16 protein-coding genes are annotated in these 19,423 nt (G+C 59.8%); 11 read left to right on the top strand and 5 right to left on the bottom strand.

Annotation, left to right across the window (positions count from 1 at the left end):
• Positions 1–42 precede the first annotated feature (42 nt).
• Together acnD and prpF are read left to right on the top strand one after the other, a co-directional pair.
• Positions 43–2,646 carry a Fe/S-dependent 2-methylisocitrate dehydratase AcnD gene (gene acnD / locus G7020_RS04535; RefSeq protein WP_181082747.1) on the top strand — a complete coding sequence of 868 codons (2,604 nt, stop codon included), beginning with the start codon at positions 43–45 and terminating at the stop codon, positions 2,644–2,646.
• 158 nt (positions 2,647–2,804) lie between these two features.
• Complete coding sequence (prpF, locus tag G7020_RS04540; RefSeq protein ID WP_181082748.1) at positions 2,805–3,992, top strand: 2-methylaconitate cis-trans isomerase PrpF; 1,188 nt, start codon at positions 2,805–2,807, stop codon at positions 3,990–3,992.
• Between the two features lie 90 nt (positions 3,993–4,082).
• Here prpF and ppsR read toward each other — a convergent pair whose 3' ends face one another.
• Entirely contained in the window at positions 4,083–4,901 is an 819-nt protein-coding gene (gene ppsR, locus G7020_RS04545; RefSeq protein ID WP_181082749.1) for a posphoenolpyruvate synthetase regulatory kinase/phosphorylase PpsR, read from the bottom strand.
• A gap of 155 nt (positions 4,902–5,056) precedes the next feature.
• Here ppsR and ppsA point away from each other — a divergent pair, with 155 nt between their 5' ends.
• The 7 genes from ppsA to G7020_RS04580 all read left to right on the top strand — a co-directional run bounded on the left by ppsA (position 5,057) and on the right by G7020_RS04580 (position 12,118).
• Positions 5,057–7,429 carry a phosphoenolpyruvate synthase gene (gene ppsA, locus G7020_RS04550; protein ID WP_181082750.1) on the top strand — a complete coding sequence of 791 codons (2,373 nt, stop codon included), beginning with the start codon at positions 5,057–5,059 and terminating at the stop codon, positions 7,427–7,429.
• Positions 7,430–7,493: 64 nt separating this feature from the next.
• Positions 7,494–7,982 (top strand): ribonuclease E activity regulator RraA, encoded by a 489-nt coding sequence (gene rraA, locus G7020_RS04555; RefSeq protein WP_181082751.1) that lies wholly within the window; start codon positions 7,494–7,496, stop codon positions 7,980–7,982.
• A 208-nt stretch (positions 7,983–8,190) separates the two neighbouring features.
• Positions 8,191–9,180, top strand: coding sequence for a zinc transporter ZntB (locus G7020_RS04560; RefSeq protein ID WP_181082752.1), 990 nt, complete (start codon positions 8,191–8,193; stop codon positions 9,178–9,180).
• 100 nt (positions 9,181–9,280) lie between these two features.
• A complete protein-coding gene (locus G7020_RS04565) occupies positions 9,281–9,526 on the top strand; it encodes a CrfX protein (protein WP_181082753.1) in 246 nt (81 codons plus the stop codon).
• 2 nt (positions 9,527–9,528) lie between these two features.
• Positions 9,529–10,359: a mechanosensitive ion channel family protein gene (locus G7020_RS04570; protein ID WP_181082754.1), complete on the top strand. Its 831-nt coding sequence runs from the start codon at positions 9,529–9,531 to the stop codon at positions 10,357–10,359.
• A gap of 101 nt (positions 10,360–10,460) precedes the next feature.
• Positions 10,461–11,027 carry an RNA polymerase sigma factor SigX gene (gene sigX / locus G7020_RS04575; RefSeq protein ID WP_181082765.1) on the top strand — a complete coding sequence of 189 codons (567 nt, stop codon included), beginning with the start codon at positions 10,461–10,463 and terminating at the stop codon, positions 11,025–11,027.
• 101 nt (positions 11,028–11,128) lie between these two features.
• The gene (locus G7020_RS04580) at positions 11,129–12,118 is read left to right on the top strand and encodes an OmpA family protein (RefSeq protein WP_181082755.1); all 990 of its coding nucleotides are present in this window, start codon (positions 11,129–11,131) and stop codon (positions 12,116–12,118) included.
• Positions 12,119–12,301: 183 nt separating this feature from the next.
• Here G7020_RS04580 and acnB read toward each other — a convergent pair whose 3' ends face one another.
• Positions 12,302–14,911 carry a bifunctional aconitate hydratase 2/2-methylisocitrate dehydratase gene (acnB, locus tag G7020_RS04585; RefSeq protein WP_181082756.1) on the bottom strand — a complete coding sequence of 870 codons (2,610 nt, stop codon included), beginning with the start codon at positions 14,909–14,911 and terminating at the stop codon, positions 12,302–12,304.
• Between the two features lie 393 nt (positions 14,912–15,304).
• Here acnB and G7020_RS04590 point away from each other — a divergent pair, with 393 nt between their 5' ends.
• On the top strand, positions 15,305–15,772 hold the full coding sequence (locus G7020_RS04590; RefSeq protein WP_181082766.1) for a DUF1289 domain-containing protein: 468 nt from the start codon (positions 15,305–15,307) through the stop codon (positions 15,770–15,772).
• A 67-nt stretch (positions 15,773–15,839) separates the two neighbouring features.
• Here G7020_RS04590 and G7020_RS04595 read toward each other — a convergent pair whose 3' ends face one another.
• The gene (locus tag G7020_RS04595; protein ID WP_181082757.1) at positions 15,840–16,703 is read right to left on the bottom strand and encodes a universal stress protein; all 864 of its coding nucleotides are present in this window, start codon (positions 16,701–16,703) and stop codon (positions 15,840–15,842) included.
• Between the two features lie 449 nt (positions 16,704–17,152).
• Between G7020_RS04595 and G7020_RS04600 the strand changes: the two genes are divergently transcribed.
• Complete coding sequence (locus G7020_RS04600; RefSeq protein WP_181082767.1) at positions 17,153–17,758, top strand: tRNA-(ms[2]io[6]A)-hydroxylase; 606 nt, start codon at positions 17,153–17,155, stop codon at positions 17,756–17,758.
• Here G7020_RS04600 and lpxH read toward each other — a convergent pair whose 3' ends face one another.
• Both lpxH and G7020_RS04610 read right to left on the bottom strand, forming a co-directional pair.
• Positions 17,759–18,481 carry a UDP-2,3-diacylglucosamine diphosphatase gene (gene lpxH / locus G7020_RS04605; RefSeq protein ID WP_181082758.1) on the bottom strand — a complete coding sequence of 241 codons (723 nt, stop codon included), beginning with the start codon at positions 18,479–18,481 and terminating at the stop codon, positions 17,759–17,761.
• A 6-nt stretch (positions 18,482–18,487) separates the two neighbouring features.
• Positions 18,488–18,982 (bottom strand): peptidylprolyl isomerase, encoded by a 495-nt coding sequence (locus tag G7020_RS04610; protein ID WP_181082759.1) that lies wholly within the window; start codon positions 18,980–18,982, stop codon positions 18,488–18,490.
• Positions 18,983–19,423: the final 441 nt, after the last annotated feature.

The following is a 19,423-nucleotide window of genomic DNA, read 5'->3' on the forward strand; positions in this document are numbered from 1 at the left end:
TTCCTTGCTTCACGGAACATTACTGGATTGAGTTCTTCCGGCATGAATACAGAACACCGCAAACCTCTGCCTGGCACCCTGCTTGATTATTTCGATACCCGCGCGGCGGTCGAAGCCATCCAGCCCGGCGCCTATGACAAACTGCCCTATACCTCCCGCGTGCTGGCCGAACAGTTGGTGCGCCGTTGCGATCCGGCGATGCTGAGCGATTCGCTGAAGCAGCTTGTCGAGCGCAGGCAGGACCTGGATTTCCCCTGGTACCCGGCACGTGTGGTGTGCCATGACATCCTCGGCCAGACCGCGCTGGTGGACCTCGCCGGCCTGCGCGATGCGATTGCCGAGCAGGGGGGCGATCCGTCCAAGGTCAATCCAGTGGTGCCGACCCAGCTGATCGTCGATCACTCGCTGGCGGTGGAGCATGCCGGCTTCGATCCGGATGCCTTCGAGAAGAACCGCTCCGTTGAAGAGCGTCGCAACGAAGACCGCTTTCACTTCATCGAGTGGACCAAGACGGCCTTCAAGAACGTCGATGTGATCCCTGCCGGCAACGGGATCATGCACCAGATCAACCTTGAGAAAATGAGTCCGGTGATCCAGGCGCGCGGCGGCGTGGCTTTCCCTGACACTTGCGTTGGCACTGACAGCCACACGCCACACGTCGATGCCCTGGGCGTGATCGCCATCGGCGTCGGTGGCCTGGAAGCTGAAACCGTCATGCTTGGCCGTCCGTCGATGATGCGCCTGCCCGATATCGTCGGCGTGCGCCTGACCGGCAAGCGCCAGCCCGGCATCACCGCCACCGATATCGTCCTGGCCCTGACCGAGTTCCTGCGTCAGGAGCGCGTGGTCGGTGCCTGGGTCGAGTTCTTCGGCGAGGGCGCCGACAGCCTGTCCATCGGCGACCGCGCCACCATCTCCAATATGTGCCCGGAATACGGTGCGACGGCGGCGATGTTCTACATCGACCAGCAGACCATCGAATACCTCAAGCTGACCGGTCGCGAGCCGGAGCAGGTCGCGCTGGTCGAGAACTACGCCCGGACCACCGGCCTCTGGGCCGATGCGCTGAAGACCGCCGAGTACGGGCGCGTGCTGTCGTTCGACCTGTCCAGCGTCGTGCGCAACATGGCTGGCCCGAGCAACCCGCACCGTCGCCTGCCGACCTCGGCACTGCACGAACGCGGCATCGCCGACGAGGCCAAGCTGGAAGCCGGTAAAGCCGAGGAAGCGGAAGGGCTGATGCCCGATGGCGCCGTGATCATCGCGGCCATCACCAGCTGCACCAACACCTCCAACCCGCGCAACGTGGTCGCTGCAGGCCTGGTGGCGAAAAAGGCCAACGAACTGGGTCTGCTGCGCAAGCCCTGGGTCAAGACTTCCTTCGCTCCGGGTTCCAAGGTCGCCAGGCTCTATCTGGAAGAGGCCGGCCTGCTGCCCGAGCTGGAAAAGCTCGGCTTCGGCATCGTCGGCTACGCCTGCACCACCTGCAACGGCATGTCCGGCGCGCTGGACCCGGTGATCCAGCAGGAAATCATCGACCGCGACCTGTACGCCACTGCCGTATTGTCCGGCAACCGCAACTTCGATGGCCGTATTCACCCCTATGCCAAGCAGGCCTTCCTTGCCTCGCCGCCGCTGGTGGTCGCCTATGCCATCGCCGGCACCGTGCGCTTCGACATCGAGCAGGATGTGCTGGGCCATGACGCCCAGGGCAACCCCGTCACCCTGAAGGATCTGTGGCCGAGCGACGAGGAAATCGACGCTATCGTCGCCGCCTCGGTGAAGCCGGAGCAGTTCCATCAGGTCTACATTCCGATGTTCGACCTCGGCGCAGTGCAGGAGGCCGAAAGCCCGCTGTACGACTGGCGACCGATGTCCACCTATATCCGTCGTCCGCCTTACTGGGAAGGCGCGCTGGCCGGCGAACGCACGCTCAAGGGCATGCGCCCGCTGGCGGTGTTGCCGGACAACATCACCACCGACCACCTGTCGCCCTCCAACGCCATCCTGCTGGACAGCGCCGCGGGTGAATATCTGCACAAGATGGGCCTGCCGGAAGAGGACTTCAACTCCTACGCCACCCACCGCGGTGATCACCTCACGGCGCAGCGCGCAACCTTCGCCAACCCACAGCTGGTCAACGAAATGGCCGTGGTCGACGGTCAGGTGAAGAAGGGTTCGCTGGCGCGTGTCGAGCCGGAAGGCACCGTCATGCGCATGTGGGAAGCCATCGAGACCTACATGAACCGCAAGCAGCCGCTGATCATCATTGCCGGCGCCGACTACGGTCAGGGTTCTTCCCGTGACTGGGCGGCCAAGGGCGTGCGTCTGGCGGGTGTGGAAGCCATCGTCGCCGAAGGCTTCGAGCGCATCCACCGCACCAACCTGGTGGGCATGGGGGTGTTGCCGCTGGAGTTCAAACCGGGTACTGATCGCAAGACCTTGGGTATCGATGGTACCGAGACCTTCGACGTGATCGGTGAGCGCACGCCGCGTGCCGAGCTGACGCTGGTTATCCGCCGCCAGAGCGGCGAAACCGTCGAGGTGCCGGTGATCTGCCGTCTGGATACCGCCGACGAAGTCTCCGTCTACGAGGCGGGTGGCGTACTGCAGCGCTTTGCCAAGGATTTCCTCGGGCAGGCGTAGGGTGGATCACGCTTTACCGATTCACCGGGTGGCGTTCCACCGGGTGGCGATCCACCGAGCGGTGTCGGGGTGGATGTCAGAAGCGACATCCACCCTACACCCGCATTCCATTCCCGCTGCCGCCCTCTGGCGGCAGCGTTTCATGAGGACTCGTTTTCATGGCTCGTGCACCCCAGATCAGAATTCCCGCTACTTATATGCGTGGCGGCACCAGCAAGGGCGTGTTTTTCCGCCTGCAGGACCTTCCTGAGCGCTGCCAGGTTCCAGGCGAGGCTCGCGACAAGCTGTTCATGCGCGTGATCGGCGGCCCCGACCCTTATGCCGCGCATATCGACGGCATGGGCGGCGCCACCTCCAGTACCAGCAAGTGCGTGATCCTGTCGAAAAGCAGCCAGCCGGACCACGACGTGGACTACCTCTACGGCCAGGTTTCCATCGACAAGCCCTTCGTCGACTGGAGCGGCAACTGCGGCAACCTGTCCACCGGTGCCGGCGCCTTCGCCATCCACGCAGGCCTGGTCGACCCATCGCGGATTCCCGAGAATGGCACCTGCGTGGTGCGTATCTGGCAGGCCAATATCCAGAAAACCATCATCGCCCATGTACCGGTCAGCAATGGCCAGGTACAGGAAACCGGTGATTTCGAGCTGGATGGCGTGACCTTCCCAGCGGCGGAAATCGTGCTGGAATTTCTCGATCCGTCCGATGACGGCGAAGAGGGCGGTTCGATGTTCCCCACCGGCAGCCTGGTCGATGTGCTCGACATTCCCGGCATCGGCACGCTCAAGGCGACCATGATCAGCGCCGGCATTCCTACCGTGTTCGTCAATGCCGAAGACATCGGCTATCAGGGCACCGAACTGCGCGAAGACATCAACGGCAATGCCGAGGCGCTGGCGCGTCTGGAGGCTATTCGCGTGGCTGGCGCGCTGCGCATGGGACTGATCAAGACGGCAGAAGAAGCATTGACCCGCCAGCACACGCCGAAGGTCGCCTTCGTTTCCAGGCCGAAAACTTATGCGGCATCCAGTGGCAAGGCCATCGATGCCGGGGAAGTGGACCTGCTGGTCCGCGCGCTCTCCATGGGCAAGCTGCACCACGCCATGATGGGCACCTGCGCCGTGGCCATCGGCACGGCGGCGGCGGTGCCCGGCACGCTGGTCAACCTGGCGGCGGGCGGCGGTGAGCGTGAGGCGGTACGTTTCGGACATCCGTCCGGCACGTTGCGTGTCGGTGCCGAGGCGCGCCAGGTCGAGGGTCAGTGGACGGTGACCAAGGCCATCATGAGCCGCAGTGCGCGCATCCTGATGGAAGGCTGGGTACGCGTTCCCGAGGATGCGTTCTGATGGGCGTCGAGCCCCGAAGCGGATTTATCGCGGCGTGAAAAGCAAAAAGTCCGCACCTGGCGGACTTTTTGTTGTCTAGCGAAGCGGCATTTATTTGAATCGCCGTTCGACGCCTTTTTCCACCAGGATCTTGGCGGAGATTTCTTCGACGGAGAAGTGCGTCGAATTGATGTAGTTGATGTTTTCGCGGCGGAACAGGCTTTCGACTTCGCGTACCTCGAATTCGCACTGGGCGAAACTGGCGTAGCGGCTGTTGGGCTTGCGCTCGTTGCGGATGGCGGCCAGCCGCTCGGGGTCGATGGTGAGGCCGAACAGTTTGTCCTTGTAGGTCTTGAGGGCGCTGGGCAGTTGCAGGCGCTCCATGTCCTCTTCGGTCAACGGGTAGTTGGCAGCGCGGATGCCGTACTGCATGGCCATATAGAGGCAGGTCGGGGTTTTGCCGCAGCGTGATACGCCGACCAGGATCAGGTCGGCCTTGTCGTAGTAACGGGTGCGGGCGCCATCGTCATTGTCGAGGGCGAAGTTCACCGCCTCGATGCGCTCCATGTAGTTGCTGCTGTGACCGATGGAGTGGGATTTGCCCACGGAATACGAGGAGCGTGACATCAGTTCATGTTCCAGTGGTGAGAGGAACGAGGAAAAGATATCGATCATGAAGCCGTTGGATTCGGCGAGGATGTCGCGAATTTCCTGATTGACCAGGGTGTCGAATATGATCGGACGCGCACCATCGCTTTCCGCTGCTTTATTGATTTGCTGTACCATTGCCCGCGCTTTTTCGGTCGTATCGATGTATGGCCGGGTCAGCTTGGTGAAGTTGATGGTTTCGAACTGTGCCAGCAGGCTCTGGCCGAGTGTTTCGGCCGTGATCCCGGTACCGTCGGAGATGAAAAAAGCAGTTCGTTTCATTGCCCTTGGAGCCTTAAGTCGAGAACGCTTCTCAGCTATAGTGAAGGCCCCTTGAAGAGCCTCGATTGGCTGGCATTGTCACTTATTTTGCAGAGCCGGGCCACCGTGCCACCTGGGCGCGAACCGAGTTTCCAATACAACGTGGAGAGATCACCTTGGTAGAGTACGTAGTTTCCCTCGATAAGCTCGGCAATCATGATGTTGAGCGTGTAGGGGGCAAGAACGCCTCCCTGGGCGAGATGATCAGCAACCTCGCAGGCGCGGGTGTTTCAGTACCTGGTGGTTTCGCCACTACGGCGCAGGCCTATCGCGATTTCATGGAACTCAGCGGTCTGAACGAGCAGATCCATACGTTGCTCGATGCGCTGGATGTGGATGACGTCAACGCCTTGGCCAAGGCCGGTGCGCAGATTCGCGGCTGGGTCATGGCCGCCGAGTTTCCACCGCAACTGGACGCCGATATCCGTGCAGCCTTTGCCGAGATGTCCGCCGGTAACGACAACCTGGCGGTTGCGGTGCGCTCTTCGGCAACCGCAGAAGACCTGCCGGATGCCTCCTTCGCCGGCCAGCAGGAAACCTTCCTCAATATTCGTGGCGTGGACAATGTGATCCGTGCTGCCAAGGAGGTGTTCGCCTCCCTGTTCAACGACCGCGCCATCGCCTATCGCGTGCACCAGGGCTTCGACCACAAACTGGTCGCCCTGTCCGCTGGCGTGCAACGCATGGTGCGCTCCGAAACCGGCACTGCTGGTGTGATGTTCACCCTGGATACCGAATCCGGCTTCCGTGACGTGGTATTCATCACCGGCGCCTACGGCCTTGGAGAGACCGTGGTTCAGGGCGCGGTCAACCCCGACGAGTTCTACGTCCACAAGCACACGCTTGAAGCAGGCCGTCCGGCCATCCTGCGCCGCAATCTGGGCAGCAAGGCGATCAAGATGATCTACGGCGAAGAAGCCAGCGCCGGCAAGTCGGTCAAGACCGTCGATGTCGATCAGGCCGAACGCATGCGCTTCTGTCTCACCGACGAGGAAGTCAGCAACCTGGCCCGCCAGGCGATGATCATCGAAAAGCACTACGGTCGCCCGATGGATATCGAGTGGGCCAAGGACGGTGACGATGGCCAGCTGTATATCGTTCAGGCACGTCCGGAAACCGTCAAAAGCCGCAGCAGCGCTAATGTCATGGAGCGCTACCTGCTGAAGGAAAAGGGCACCGTGCTGGTCGAAGGTCGTGCCATTGGCCAGCGTATCGGTGCCGGTCCGGTGAAGATCATTCGCGACGTTTCTGAAATGGACAAGGTCCAGCCGGGCGACGTGCTGGTATCGGACATGACCGATCCGGACTGGGAGCCGGTGATGAAGCGCGCCAGCGCCATCGTCACCAACCGCGGTGGCCGTACCTGCCACGCGGCGATCATCGCGCGCGAGCTGGGGATTCCGGCGGTCGTCGGCTGCGGCAACGCCACCGAGCTGCTCAAGGATGGCCAGCGCGTCACCGTGACCTGTGCCGAAGGCGACACCGGCCTGATCTTCGAAGGCGAACTGGGCTTCGATATCCGCCAGAACTCCATCGACGCCATGCCCGAACTGCCGTTCAAGATCATGATGAACGTCGGTAACCCCGACCGCGCATTCGACTTCGCCCAGCTGCCCAACGAAGGCGTTGGCCTGGCTCGCCTGGAATTCATCATCAACCGCATGATCGGCGTGCATCCCAAGGCGCTGCTGAATTTCGACGGCCTGCCGAGCGATGTGAAGAACAGTGTCGAGAAACGCATCGCCGGTTATGGCGACCCGGTCGACTTCTATGTCGAAAAACTGGTCGAGGGCGTCAGTACCCTGGCTGCAGCCTTCTGGCCGAAGAAGGTCATCGTGCGCCTGTCGGACTTCAAGTCCAACGAATATGCCAACCTGATCGGCGGCAGGCTCTACGAGCCGGAAGAAGAAAACCCGATGCTCGGCTTCCGTGGCGCCTCGCGCTATATCAGCGAATCCTTCCGTGACTGCTTCGAGCTCGAATGCCGTGCCATGCGCAAGGTGCGCGACGAGATGGGGCTGACCAACGTCGAGCTGATGGTGCCCTTCGTGCGCACCCTCGGCGAGGCCTCGCAGGTCATCGACATCCTCGCTCAGTTCGGACTCAAGCGTGGCGAGAACGGTCTGCGCATCATCATGATGTGCGAGCTGCCATCCAACGCACTGCTGGCCGACGAGTTCCTGGAGTTCTTCGATGGTTTCTCCATCGGCTCCAATGACATGACGCAGCTGACGCTGGGTCTGGACCGTGACTCGGGCATCATTGCGCACCTGTTCGACGAGCGTAACCCGGCGGTCAAGAAGCTGCTGGCAAGCGCCATCGAAGCCTGCAACAAGGCCGGCAAGTACGTCGGCATCTGCGGCCAGGGGCCGTCCGACCACCCGGATCTGGCCAAGTGGCTGATGGAGCAGGGCATCGAGAGCGTTTCGCTGAACCCTGACTCGGTACTCGATACCTGGTTCTTCCTGGCGGATGCCGAGATCAACTGATCGCTCACAGGTAAAAAGGGCGAAATTCGCCCTTTTTCGTACCAGCAAAACAAGGGGAACACTCATGCAATACGTCACGCCAGATCTGTGCGATGCCTACCCTGAGCTGATTCAGGTCGTGGAACCGATCTTCAGCAACTTCGGTGGTCGTGATTCCTTCGGCGGGCAGATCGTCACGGTCAAGTGCTTCGAGGACAACTCGCTGGTCAAGGAGCAGGTCGAGCTCGATGGTGCCGGCAAGGTGATGGTGGTCGATGGTGGTGGCTCGCTGCGTTGCGCCCTGTTGGGCGACATGCTGGCCGAGAAGGCTGCGCGCAATGGCTGGCAGGGGCTGGTCATCTATGGCTGCATCCGTGATGTGGATATCGTCGCGCAAACCGACCTCGGCGTGCAGGCGCTGGCCAGCCATCCGCTGAAGAGCAACAAGCGGGGTGTCGGCGAACTGAACATCCCGGTGACCTTCTGCGGCGTGACCTTCCGCCCGGGTGAATACCTCTATGCCGACAACAACGGCATCGTGGTTTCGCCAGAAGCGTTGAAAATGCCTGATTGAGTCATGCTTTCGGTTACACGAGCCCGGTCAAGCAGGCTGTGTGAAAACTACTGCGCTCGGCCATGCTGCGTTAAAAACAGGCTCAAAATGCTCATTTACAGCTCGTAAACTGCGCTTTTTCGCCTGTTTTTGCCTTGCCTGACCTTCGCTCGCTACGTTTTCATACAGCCTGCAAGCCGGGCTTTTTTGCAGTCTGAGCGGGGAAGCCATGCTGGCTGATGAGGAAATGGGCCTGTTGCATGCCCTGGTGCTGGATGGGCGGGGTGGCGCCCGCCAGCTCACTTATGCGGACATTGCCTCGCTGGAGCTGGTCGAGAGCGAAAGCCTGTGGCTGCACTGGGATCGCAGCCAGCCTCAGGCCCAGGCCTGGTTGCGCGAACGGAGTGGCTTGAGCGGTTTTACCTGTGATGTGCTGCTTGAGGAAAACACGCGCCCACGACTGCTGCCCTTGCCGGCTGACGAGCTGTTGCTGTTTTTGCGAGGGGTGAACCTCAATCCGGATGCCGAACCTGAGGACATGGTTTCACTACGGGTTTTCGCCGATGCGCGCAGAGTGATTTCGCTGCGCCTGCGACCACTGCGCTCCACCGAGGCGGTGATCCAGCAACTGGCTGCAGGCGTAGGCCCGAAAACGGCTTCCGAGGTGCTGATCAGTCTCGCCGAAGCATTGACCGACCGCGTGGATGATCTGGTTGCGCTGCTCGCCGAGAAAGTGGATGACGAAGAGGATCGCCTCGAAACCGAGCCGCGCTATGCGCCACCGCAGGACAAGTTGCTTGCGTTGCGGCGCCAAGCTGCAAGCCTGCGCCGGTTTCTGCTGCCTCAGAACGAGATCTACGGACAACTGGCGCGCAAACGGCTTCCCTGGTTCGTCGATGACGATACCGTGTACTGGAACGAGCTGAGCAACCGCCTGATCCGCTACCTCGAAGAGCTGGAGCTGGTCCGTGAACGGGCCAATCTGGTACTGGAGGCCGAGGAGCGGCGCATGCGCGAGCGAATGAATCGAACCATGTATCTGCTTGGCATCATCACCGGTTTCTTTCTTCCGATGAGCTTTCTCACTGGCCTGCTGGGCATCAATGTCGGGGGTATTCCGGGCTCGGAGAATCCCTATGGTTTTGCGCTGGCATGTGCGCTTATCGCTGCGGTAGCGGTTTTTCAATGGTGGATATTCCGTCGCCTGAAATGGGTATGAATGTGACTTTTTCATACAGCTGCCGTCTAGGCACTGAAGCGTTTCCTCGGTGTGCTGTGAAACGTAAAAGGTTCCCGAGTTGGAGTGTAACGAGGTGAGCATGGGTGATCCCTTTGAAGAATCCCTGCGCGATATGCTCAAGGCGCAGTCCGGGCATGACGATGACGCCTGTCTGGACCGAGTCTTGAAAACGGCCAACCGTCAGGTGGGCGCGGGTGATCTGTTCGGCTTGATGGGACACTGGCTGCAAACGCTGCTGGTTGTGCTCAGCAGCGGTGCTTCCCGCTCTTCAGCTGTCACCCCGCGCCACACGACCCATCCAACCTCTTTCGACAAGGCTGATTGATCATGGAGTGGAGCCAAAGTCTGCTCGCTGCAATGAGTGCGCTCTGGGCACCCATTGCAGCTTTTATCCCACGTCTGTTTGGAGCATTGCTGGTTGTCGCAATTGGCTTTCTCGTTGCCAAATTGCTTGATGCCCTGCTGTCCAAGGGGTTGGCAAAAATAGGCCTCGACCGACTGGTCGCCGGCACGGGTACAACCAAGCTTCTGGGTCGTGCCGGTATTCGTGCGTCGGTATCCACCCTGATCGGTAGAGTCGTCTACTGGTTCGTGCTGCTGATTTTCCTTGTCTCGGCTGCCGAGTCGCTTGGGCTGGCCCGTGTCTCGGCAACCCTCGACATGCTGGCGCTCTATGTGCCGAAGGTTTTTGGCGCGGGACTGATCCTGCTTGCTGGCGTGCTGCTGGCTCAGTTGGTCAGCGGCCTGGTTCGCGGCGCTGCGGAAGGCGTCGGGCTTGAATATGCCAGCGGGCTGGGACGCATTGCCCAGGGGCTGGTAATCATCATCAGCATTTCGGTCGCGATCGGTCAGCTCGAGGTGAAAACCGAGCTGCTCAACTATGTTATCGCCATTGCCCTGATCTCCGTCGGACTTGCCGTCGCGCTGGCGCTGGGGCTGGGTAGTCGCGAACTGGTCAGCCAGATTCTCGCCGGCATCTATGTGCGGGAGCTGTATGGGGTAGGGCAGCGCGTTCGCCTTGACGGATTGGAACTGGAGGGCGAAATCGAGGAAATCGGAACAGCCAAGACCCAGTTGCTGACGGATGATGGCGAGAGGGTCTCGATTGCAAACAGAGTGCTGCTGGAGCAGCGCGTGGACAGCCGCCTGAGCCGATAATCTGTTAAAGTACGCCGCTAATTTTGTTGGTCTTCCATGAATGCTGGCCATGACTTTGACAGCCGGTTCGAAGCGTCTTGACTACAGTCCATCCGCCAACCATGAGCTATGACCCACGCCAGCTTTCCGATGAAGAATTGGTGCAGCGTGCCCATGGCGAGTTGTTTCATATAACCCGTGCATATGAAGAGCTGATGCGGCGATATCAACGCACTCTTTTCAACGTGTGTGCTCGTTATCTCGGAAACGAACGAGACGCTGATGACGTGTGTCAAGAGGTGATGTTGAAGGTCTTGTATGGCCTCAAGAACTTCGAAGGGAAGTCAAAGTTCAAAACATGGCTATATAGCATTACTTATAATGAGTGTATTACGCAGTATCGCAAGGAGCGACGCAAGCGACGGTTGCTGGATGCTTTGAGTCTCGACCCGGTCGAGGAGGCTTCCGACGACAGCGCGCCTGTCGTGACTGAGAAGAGCGGTCTTGAGCATTGGCTTGTGCATGTGAATCAGATTGATCGGGAGATTCTTGTTTTGCGCTTTGTTGCAGAGCTGGAGTTCCAGGAGATTGCTGACATCATGCACATGGGGCTAAGCGCAACGAAGATGCGTTACAAGCGTGCTCTTGATAAACTTCGCGAAAAATTTTCCGGAATAATTGAAACTTGATGGCTCAAAGTTGTCATAGAGACAGCGAACAGCTTGGGTTTTCAGTTAGCCGGGGTTTCCTTAGATTGTTCTGATACTAACCACCAGATGGGGATTTACGGATGAAGCTTAAAAACACCTTGGGCGTTGCAATTGGTTCCCTGATTGCCGCCACTTCTGTTAGCGCGCTGGCTCAGGGCCAGGGCGCCGTTGAGGTGGAGGCATTCGGCAAGCACTACTTCACCGACAGCTCGCGTGATGTGCAGCGCGACGGTGAGCTCTATGGCGCTGGCGTCAGTTACTTCCTGACCGACGATGTATCGCTTGGTCTGTCCTATGGTGAATACCACGATCTGACGTCCCAGGATCCGTTGGGCGCCGGTGGTCACAAGAACATCAAGGGCAGCCTGACTTCACTTGATGCCACTTATCACTTCGGTCAGCCAGGTGTTGGTCTGCGTCCCTATGTTTCCGCTGGCGCTGCTCACCAGAGCATCGGTCAGGCTGATCGTGGTGGTCGTGACCGCAGCACCTTTGCCAACGTCGGTACTGGTCTGAAGTATTACTTCACCGAGAACTTCTTCGCCAAGGCCAGCGTTGATGGCATGTACAACATCGATGCTGACGAAGCCGAGTGGATGGCTGGCATGGGTGTCGGTCTGAACTTTGGCGGCGGCACCCGCCAGGTTGCACAGGTCGAGCCGACTCCAGAGCCCGCACCGGCGCCCATCGTCGACACCGAGCCGGAGCCAGAGCCGGAACTGGTCCGTGTCGAGCTGGACGTGAAGTTCGACTTCGACAAGTCCCGTGTGCGTGAAGAAAGCTACAGCGACATCAAGAACCTGGCTGACTTCATGCAGCAGTACCCGCAGACCAGCACCACCGTCGAAGGTCACACTGACTCCGTGGGTACCGACCAATACAACCAGCGTCTGTCCGAGCGTCGTGCTCAGGCCGTTCGCGAAGTGCTGGTCAATCAGTATGGCGTAGAAAGCCAGCGCGTCGACTCGGTCGGCTACGGCGAGTCCCGTCCGGTTGCTGACAACAGCACCGAGGAAGGCCGTCAGATCAACCGTCGCGTTGAGGCTGAAGTGGAAGCTCAGGTTCGCTGATACCTGGCTGAACTACTGAACCCGGTCCTGCAGAACATGCAGGACCGGGTTTTTTATTGGCAACAGATAAGTGGGGATGCGTAACCGATCAAGGGCGCATAAAAAATGCCCGCATCTTTCGATGCGGGCATTTTCGTCCCTTTGAGCTACCTGTTCAGATAGTTCACCTTGGGAGGTTCAGCCTCAGACTTCAACAACCTGGATCTTGGCCTTTTCCGCAGACTCGCGGAACTCGGCGATCTGGTCGAAGCTCAGGTAGCGATAGACATCAGCAGCCATGGTGTCGATCTCTTTCGCGTACTGCATGTACTCCTCGACGGTCGGCAGCTTGCCGATGATCGAGGCGACCGATGCCAGTTCGGCAGAGGACAGGTACACGTTGGTCGCATCGCCCAGACGGTTCGGGAAGTTACGGGTTGAGGTGGAGACCACGGTCGAACCGGTCTGCACGCGCGCCTGGTTACCCATGCACAGCGAGCAACCCGGCATTTCCATGCGCGCACCGGCCTTGCCGTAGATGCCGTAGTAGCCTTCCTCGGTCAGCTGGTGGGCGTCCATCTTGGTCGGCGGAGCCAGCCACAGACGGGTCGGAATACCGCCCTTGACCTTCTCCAGCAGTTTCCCGGCAGCACGGAAGTGACCGATGTTGGTCATGCACGAACCGATGAAGACTTCATCGATCTTCTCACCAGCAACGGTGGAGAGCAGACGAGCGTCGTCCGGGTCGTTCGGGGCGCAGAGGATAGGTTCCTTCACGTCTGCCAGATCGATTTCGATCACGGCGGCGTATTCGGCGTCCTTGTCGGCTTCCAGCAGCTCAGGTCTGGCCAGCCAGGCTTCCATTGCCTGGGCGCGACGCTCCAGGGTGCGTGGATCGCCGTAACCTTCGCTGATCATCCAGCGCAGCAGGGTGATGTTGGAGCGCAGGTACTCGGCGATCGCCTCTTCCGGCAGCTTGATGGTGCAACCGGCGGCGGAGCGCTCGGCGGAAGCGTCGGACAGCTCGAACGCCTGCTCGACAGTCAACCCGCTCAGACCTTCGATTTCGAGAATGCGACCGGAGAAGATGTTCTTCTTGCCCTTCTTCTCGACGGTCAGCAGGCCTTCCTGGATGGCGTAGTAGGGGATGGCATGGACCAGGTCACGTAGGGTGATGCCCGGCTGCATTTCGCCCTTGAAGCGCACCAGTACGGATTCCGGCATGTCCAGCGGCATGACGCCGGTGGCGGCGGCGAAGGCCACCAGGCCGGAACCGGCCGGGAAGGAAATACCCATCGGGAAGCGGGTGTGCGAGTCGCCGCCGGTGCCGACGGTGTCGGGCAGCAGCATGCGGTTCAGCCAGCTGTGGATGATGCCGTCGCCCGGACGCAGGGAGACGCCGCCACGGTTCTGGATGAAGTCCGGCAGGGTGTGGTGGGTATTGACGTCGATTGGCTTCGGATAGGCCGCGGTGTGGCAGAAGGACTGCATGACCAGGTCGGCGGAGAAGCCCAGGCAAGCCAGGTCCTTCAGCTCGTCACGGGTCATCGGGCCGGTGGTGTCCTGGGAGCCGACGGTGGTCATCTTCGGTTCGCAATAGGTACCGGGGCGGATGCCCTTGCCTTCCGGCAGACCGCAGGCGCGACCGACCATTTTTTGTGCCAGGGTGAAGCCCTTGCCACTGTCAGCCGGCGCGACCGGCATCTTGAACAGATCAACCGGACCCAGGCCCAGTTCGGCGCGGGCCTTGTCGGTCAGGCCGCGACCGATGATCAGCGGGATACGACCACCGGCGCGGACTTCGTCCAGCAATACGTCAGTCTTCAGCTCGAAGGTGGTGACCAGCTCGTCGCTGCCATGACGGCGCACTTCACCCTTGTAGGGGTACACGTCGATGACGTCGCCCATGGCCAGGTTGGTGCAGTCGAATTCGATCGGCAGGGCGCCGGCATCTTCCATGGTGTTGTAGAAGATCGGGGCGATCTTGGTGCCGAAGCAGAAGCCGCCGGCGCGCTTGTTCGGCACGTTCGGGATGTCGTCGCCGAAGAACCACAGCACCGAGTTGGTGGCGGACTTGCGGGAAGAGCCGGTACCGACCACGTCACCGACGTAGGCAACCGGGAAGCCCTTGGCTTTCAGTGCTTCCATCTGCTTGATCGGACCGACCGAGCCGGGAGCGTCGGGTTCGATACCGTCGCGGGCCATCTTCAGCATGGCCAGGGCGTGCAGTGGGATATCGGGGCGCGACCAGGCGTCCGGAGCGGGGGACAGGTCGTCGGTGTTGGTTTCGCCAGTGACCTTGAACACGGACAGGGTGATCTTCTCGGCCAGCGCAGGGCGGCTCTGGAACCACTCGCCGTCAGCCCAGGACTGCAGCACGGCCTTGGCGTTGGCATTGCCGGCCTTGGCTTTTTCGGCGACGTCGTGGAAAGCGTCGAACATCAGCAGGGTGTGCTTGAGTTGCTCGGCGGTCGTGGCAGCCAGTTCGGCATCGTCCAGCAACTCGACCAGCGTGGCGATGTTGTAGCCGCCCTGCATGGTGCCCAGCAACTCGACGGCGCGTTGCTTGCTGATCAGCGGGGAAGTTGCCTCGCCCTTGGCGATAGCGGAGAGGAAACCGGCCTTGACGTAGGCGGCTTCGTCGACGCCTGCGGGCACACGGTTGGTGATCAGATCAACCAGGAAGGCTTCTTCGCCGGCTGGCGGGTTTTTCAGCAGCTCGACCAGGCCTGCGGTCTGCTCGGCGTTCAGCGGCTGGGGCACGACGCCCTGGGCGGCACGCTCTTCTACATGTTTGCGATAGGCTTCAAGCACAGTTTATTACCCTCATCATTGGTCCCTTGGATGTTTCGGGACGCGCATCCGGAAGCTGTTTTCAAAGTTTTACGTCGGCTTGAGGTGCTGGATGCGCTGGTTAGAGGGATCTGCGCATCCAGCAAATGGCCGGTTCAACTGTGCTCGTGACGCTTTGAAAACAGCTTCGTACGGATTGTGGCGCCGAAAACGGCGGGCCGATTCTACTGGAACGGGGCCATAAAGTTAAGTGAAGGGCTGCGGCGACTGTGTCTTCCAAGCAGATTCAGGATGTTCTAAAAAGACGCCGAGAGCAGGTCTGGCGCGGCTTCCGGCCTGCTACGAACGATTCAACGGTGACCCGGCTAGGACAAAAGTCTAAGATATGGGGCTGTTCTTCGATTCATGTCCATCATGTCAAATCAGCGCATCAAAACTCCCTGTGTTGGCCTCTGCTCGACCGTTTATGGCGATCTGGTCTGTCGTGGCTGCAAGCGCTTCAATCATGAGGTGGTGGGCTGGAACGCTTATGCGGAGGATGAAAAGCGCGCCGTCTGGCTGCGCCTGGAGCAGCTTCTGACGCAAGTGATGGCGGCGAAGTTGGAAGTCTTCGATGCCGGCTTGCTACGACAGCAGTTGCTGGCTCGACAGATCCGTTTTGTTGACGGGCAATCACCTTATGGTTGGGCATATCAGCTGATTGCGCGAGGTGCGCGGGTTATCCAGCAACTTGAGGCCTATGGCATTGTGCTGTTGCCGGAATTTCGCAATTGGTCATTGCCTGAACTGCGCGATGCCATTGATCAAGAGTTCTTTCTGCTCTCGCAGGCTCATTACGAGCGCTATGTCGCTCCGCGATTCATTGCCGGGGATATCCGCTGACTGATTACCGGGTACAGGCAACTTTGCCTGCACCCGACTCAGCGCGCCGGGGCGGTGCGCCCGAGGATTATCGCTGCGCTACCAGGTTTTCGAGGTGCTCGATGATATCGTCCGGCTTCAATACCAGAACATCGCTTTCCAGCGCATCGAGCACCACTTCGGCGGTATTGCCCATCAATGCGCCGGAAAGGCCGGTACGGGCGACGGTGCCGATGACGGTCACTACGGCTTGAAGCTGCTTGCAGACATGCGGAATCAGCGCATCAGCCGGACCTTCCTTGATATGCAGCTGGCTGTCGGGGATGTCGAACTCGGCCTGGAACTGCTTGCAGGCATCACGGTAGCGGGCCTCGATGGTTTCCTTCAACTGAAACGCCGGATCTGCCGCGGAGAGCATGGCCGAAGGGTGGGCGCTGATGACATGCAGATTGCCGCCAGCCAGAGAGGCGATTTCGTAACCGTGATTGATGATGCTGGCATGCAGGGTGCGATGTTCGATATCAGCGTTGCCGACATCCACCGCAGCCAGTACTTTGCCGCCGGTCCAGGGGGTTTCCGTCTTGACCATTAGCACGGGGCAGGGGCAGTAACGCAGCAGTTTCCAGTCATCAGGAGTCAGCAGCGCCCGCTTGAGAGAGTTGTCGGGGATATGCTGCTTGATCACCAGGCCACAGCCTTCGGCTTGCTGCACGCTGATGATGGTCTGGTAGATGTTCTCGAGCCACGCCTGTGCAGTACTGACCGTGTGGCCCTGAGTTTCCGTTTCTTCGCGCAGGCGGTCCAGGTATTCGCTGTGATCCTGCTTGCCATCACAGATCAGCAGGTGCAGTCGCGACTGGCTGACACTGGCAATCAGGCAGGCGCGTTTCAGTGCGAGGTTTTCTGGCTGTTTGGGATCGATTATCACGAGAATACAGCGAATGGCTTGCATGATCGGCTCCGTTTCCTGTTCGAGTCACTGGACTATAGACAAGGGGCCGGCGCTGGTCAGTGATGCAAATCAATCAGCGCTGGGCGTGTAGGGTCTGTTGACGTTCGCTCGCGACCGCGACGGAACCAGTTTTTGCGCGGGGCTAGGCGCGAGACGCGAAGTTTGGTCGTCCAAATGAGCTGTTGAGCAACAACGCTCCGCGCAAAAACTGGCCCGTCCCTTTGGGTTGCGCGGCAAATGTCGCCATGCGGCGTTGCGGGACTTGGCAAGGGAGCGACCATTACCTGCGTCCCGCGCCTTGCGGAACGCCGCCCGGCCTGGCGACATTTGACGCTGCAACGCGGCTTGCGCCGAAACGTCAACAGACCCTAGAGAATGCCTCGTATAATGCATCGCCGGCGATGGCTAATACGCCATTTTCATTACTTGCCACTATCAAGACACTCATCATGCTTGCTGAATTGAATGAATTTCTCGGCTGCGCGACTCCCGCGGCCTGGGTCGATGTTGCCTTGCAGAATCAGGACGTGATGCTCATCGATCACGGCAACTGCGAGAAGAAGGCCGCCGGCGCTGCTTTCCAGTTGATGTTTCGTTACATCGACAAACCGGATCTGCAGCACAAGATGTCGCGATTGGCGCGAGAGGAGTTACGGCATTTCGAGCAGGTGCTGTCGATCATCCGCAAGCGGGAAATCGCCCTGCGCAATGTTGGCTCCTCGCGATATGCGGCTGGCTTACGTGAGCTGGTGCGCAACCACGAGCCTTATCGACTGACCGATACGCTGGTGATCGGTGCCTTTATCGAGGCGCGTTCCTGCGAACGCTTCGCCATGCTGGTCCCGCATCTGGACGAGGAACTGGGCAAGTTCTATCACGGCCTGCTCAAATCCGAGGCCAGGCATTTCCAGGATTATCTGAAACTGGCCTATCTCTACGGCGACGCTGCCGATATCGATGCGACCATCGTCCGGGTGCGAGAGCGTGAGCGCGAGCTAATCGAAAGCCCCGATTCCGAGTTCCGCTTCCACAGCGGCATCCCCGAGGCGGCCTGATCAGTCGAGATCGAAAGGTGCCTGGTGCCGGCCCGACTCGTCGATCTGCAAGGCCCAGCCCTGCCGATCCCAGTCGCCCAGGACGATACGCTGCGCGACCTGGCCGTCGAGTTGCAGTGAATGTATTGCCGGGCGGTGCGTGTGGCCGTGGATCAGGGTGCGGACCTTGTGCTTGTGCATCATCCGGATCACCTCGTCAGGCGTCACGTCGACGATATCGCTGGCTTTCATTCGGGTTTCTTTTTTGCTGGTCGAGCGCAGCCTTTGCGCGAGCTTTTGCCGCTTGGCAAGGGAGAGGTGGTGCAGGATGAACAGGCTGAGCGGGTTGCGCAGCCAGCGGCGCAGGCGCATATAGCCTTCGTCTCGGGTACACAGGCTGTCGCCATGCATCAGCAAAACGCGCTCGCCGCCGAGCATGGCGACATGCGGGTCGGAGAGCAGCGTGCAGCCGGCCTCTTTGCAGAACGCCTGGCCGATCATGAAGTCGCGGTTGCCATGCATCAGATAGATGCGTGTGCCGCTTTCGCTCAGGGTGCGCAGCGCGCTGGCGATGCTGCGCTGGTAGGGTGTCATGCCATCGTCGCCGACCCAGACCTCGAAGAAGTCGCCGAGAATATAGAGTGCCTCGGCCTGGGGGGCACGGGTTTCAAGAAAACGAAGAAACGCCCGGCTGATATCCGGGCGTTGCTCTTCCAGATGCAGATCTGAAATCAGCAGGATCAACGAGGCTTACTCGACGATCTCGGCCTTTTCGATGATGACGTCATCCACCGGAACGTCCTGATGACCGGATTTCATGGTGGTGGAAACACCTTTGATCTTCTCGACCACATCCATGCCTTCGACGACTTCGCCGAAAACGGCATAGCCCCAACCCTGGACGGTGGGGGCGGTGTGGTCGAGGAAGTCGTTATCCTTGACGTTGATGAAGAACTGCGCGGACGCCGAGTGCGGCTCCATGGTGCGCGCCATGGCCAGGGTGCCGGTCTTGTTGGAAAGGCCGTTGTTGGCTTCGTTCTTGATCTGGGCGCGGGTGGCTTTCTGCTTCATGCCCGGCTCGAAGCCGCCGCCCTGGATCATGAAGTTGCCGATCACGCGGTGAAAGATGGTGCCGTCGTAATGGCCGCTCTTGATGTATTCCTTGAAATTGGTCGTGGTTTCAGGAGCCTTGTCTTCGAACAGCTTGACGGTGATGACGCCGTGATTGGTATGGAGCAGGATCATGGAAGGCTTCCTTGTATCAAGAAGAGGGATGTCGTTGCTGCAGAGGGCAAGCGCCTGGCTCTGTCAGGGGGTTGACGGGTCCGCTATCATAAGCGCTTTGGTGCGACACGTATGTATGTGTCGTGCTTGGTTTGGTTCACTGCACCATGGCTCCAAACCCTTTGTTTCAAGGGGTTAATGCTTAAAACAGCAGTCAATGTACCCGGCTCTGCCTGGTAATCCTACGCTACGGACGCTCTGCGTTTTACGAAGCTAGGCAACAAATCTGCATCAATTCGCACCCAAAATGGGTTCGCAATGGGTGTAGAAAACCAGAAAGTAGCTTTCCGGCCCGCCTGGATTGTTACAAATAATGTCTGACCCTGAGGGTGAATTCTGCCCTCAGGGTAGAACTTCGTCCCTCTTGTTCGGCATAGAGCCTTTATCACCGTCGTGAGACGT

This window comes from Stutzerimonas stutzeri (assembly GCF_013522825.1).
GTDB classification, from domain to species: Bacteria; Pseudomonadota; Gammaproteobacteria; order Pseudomonadales; family Pseudomonadaceae; genus Stutzerimonas; species Stutzerimonas stutzeri_AK.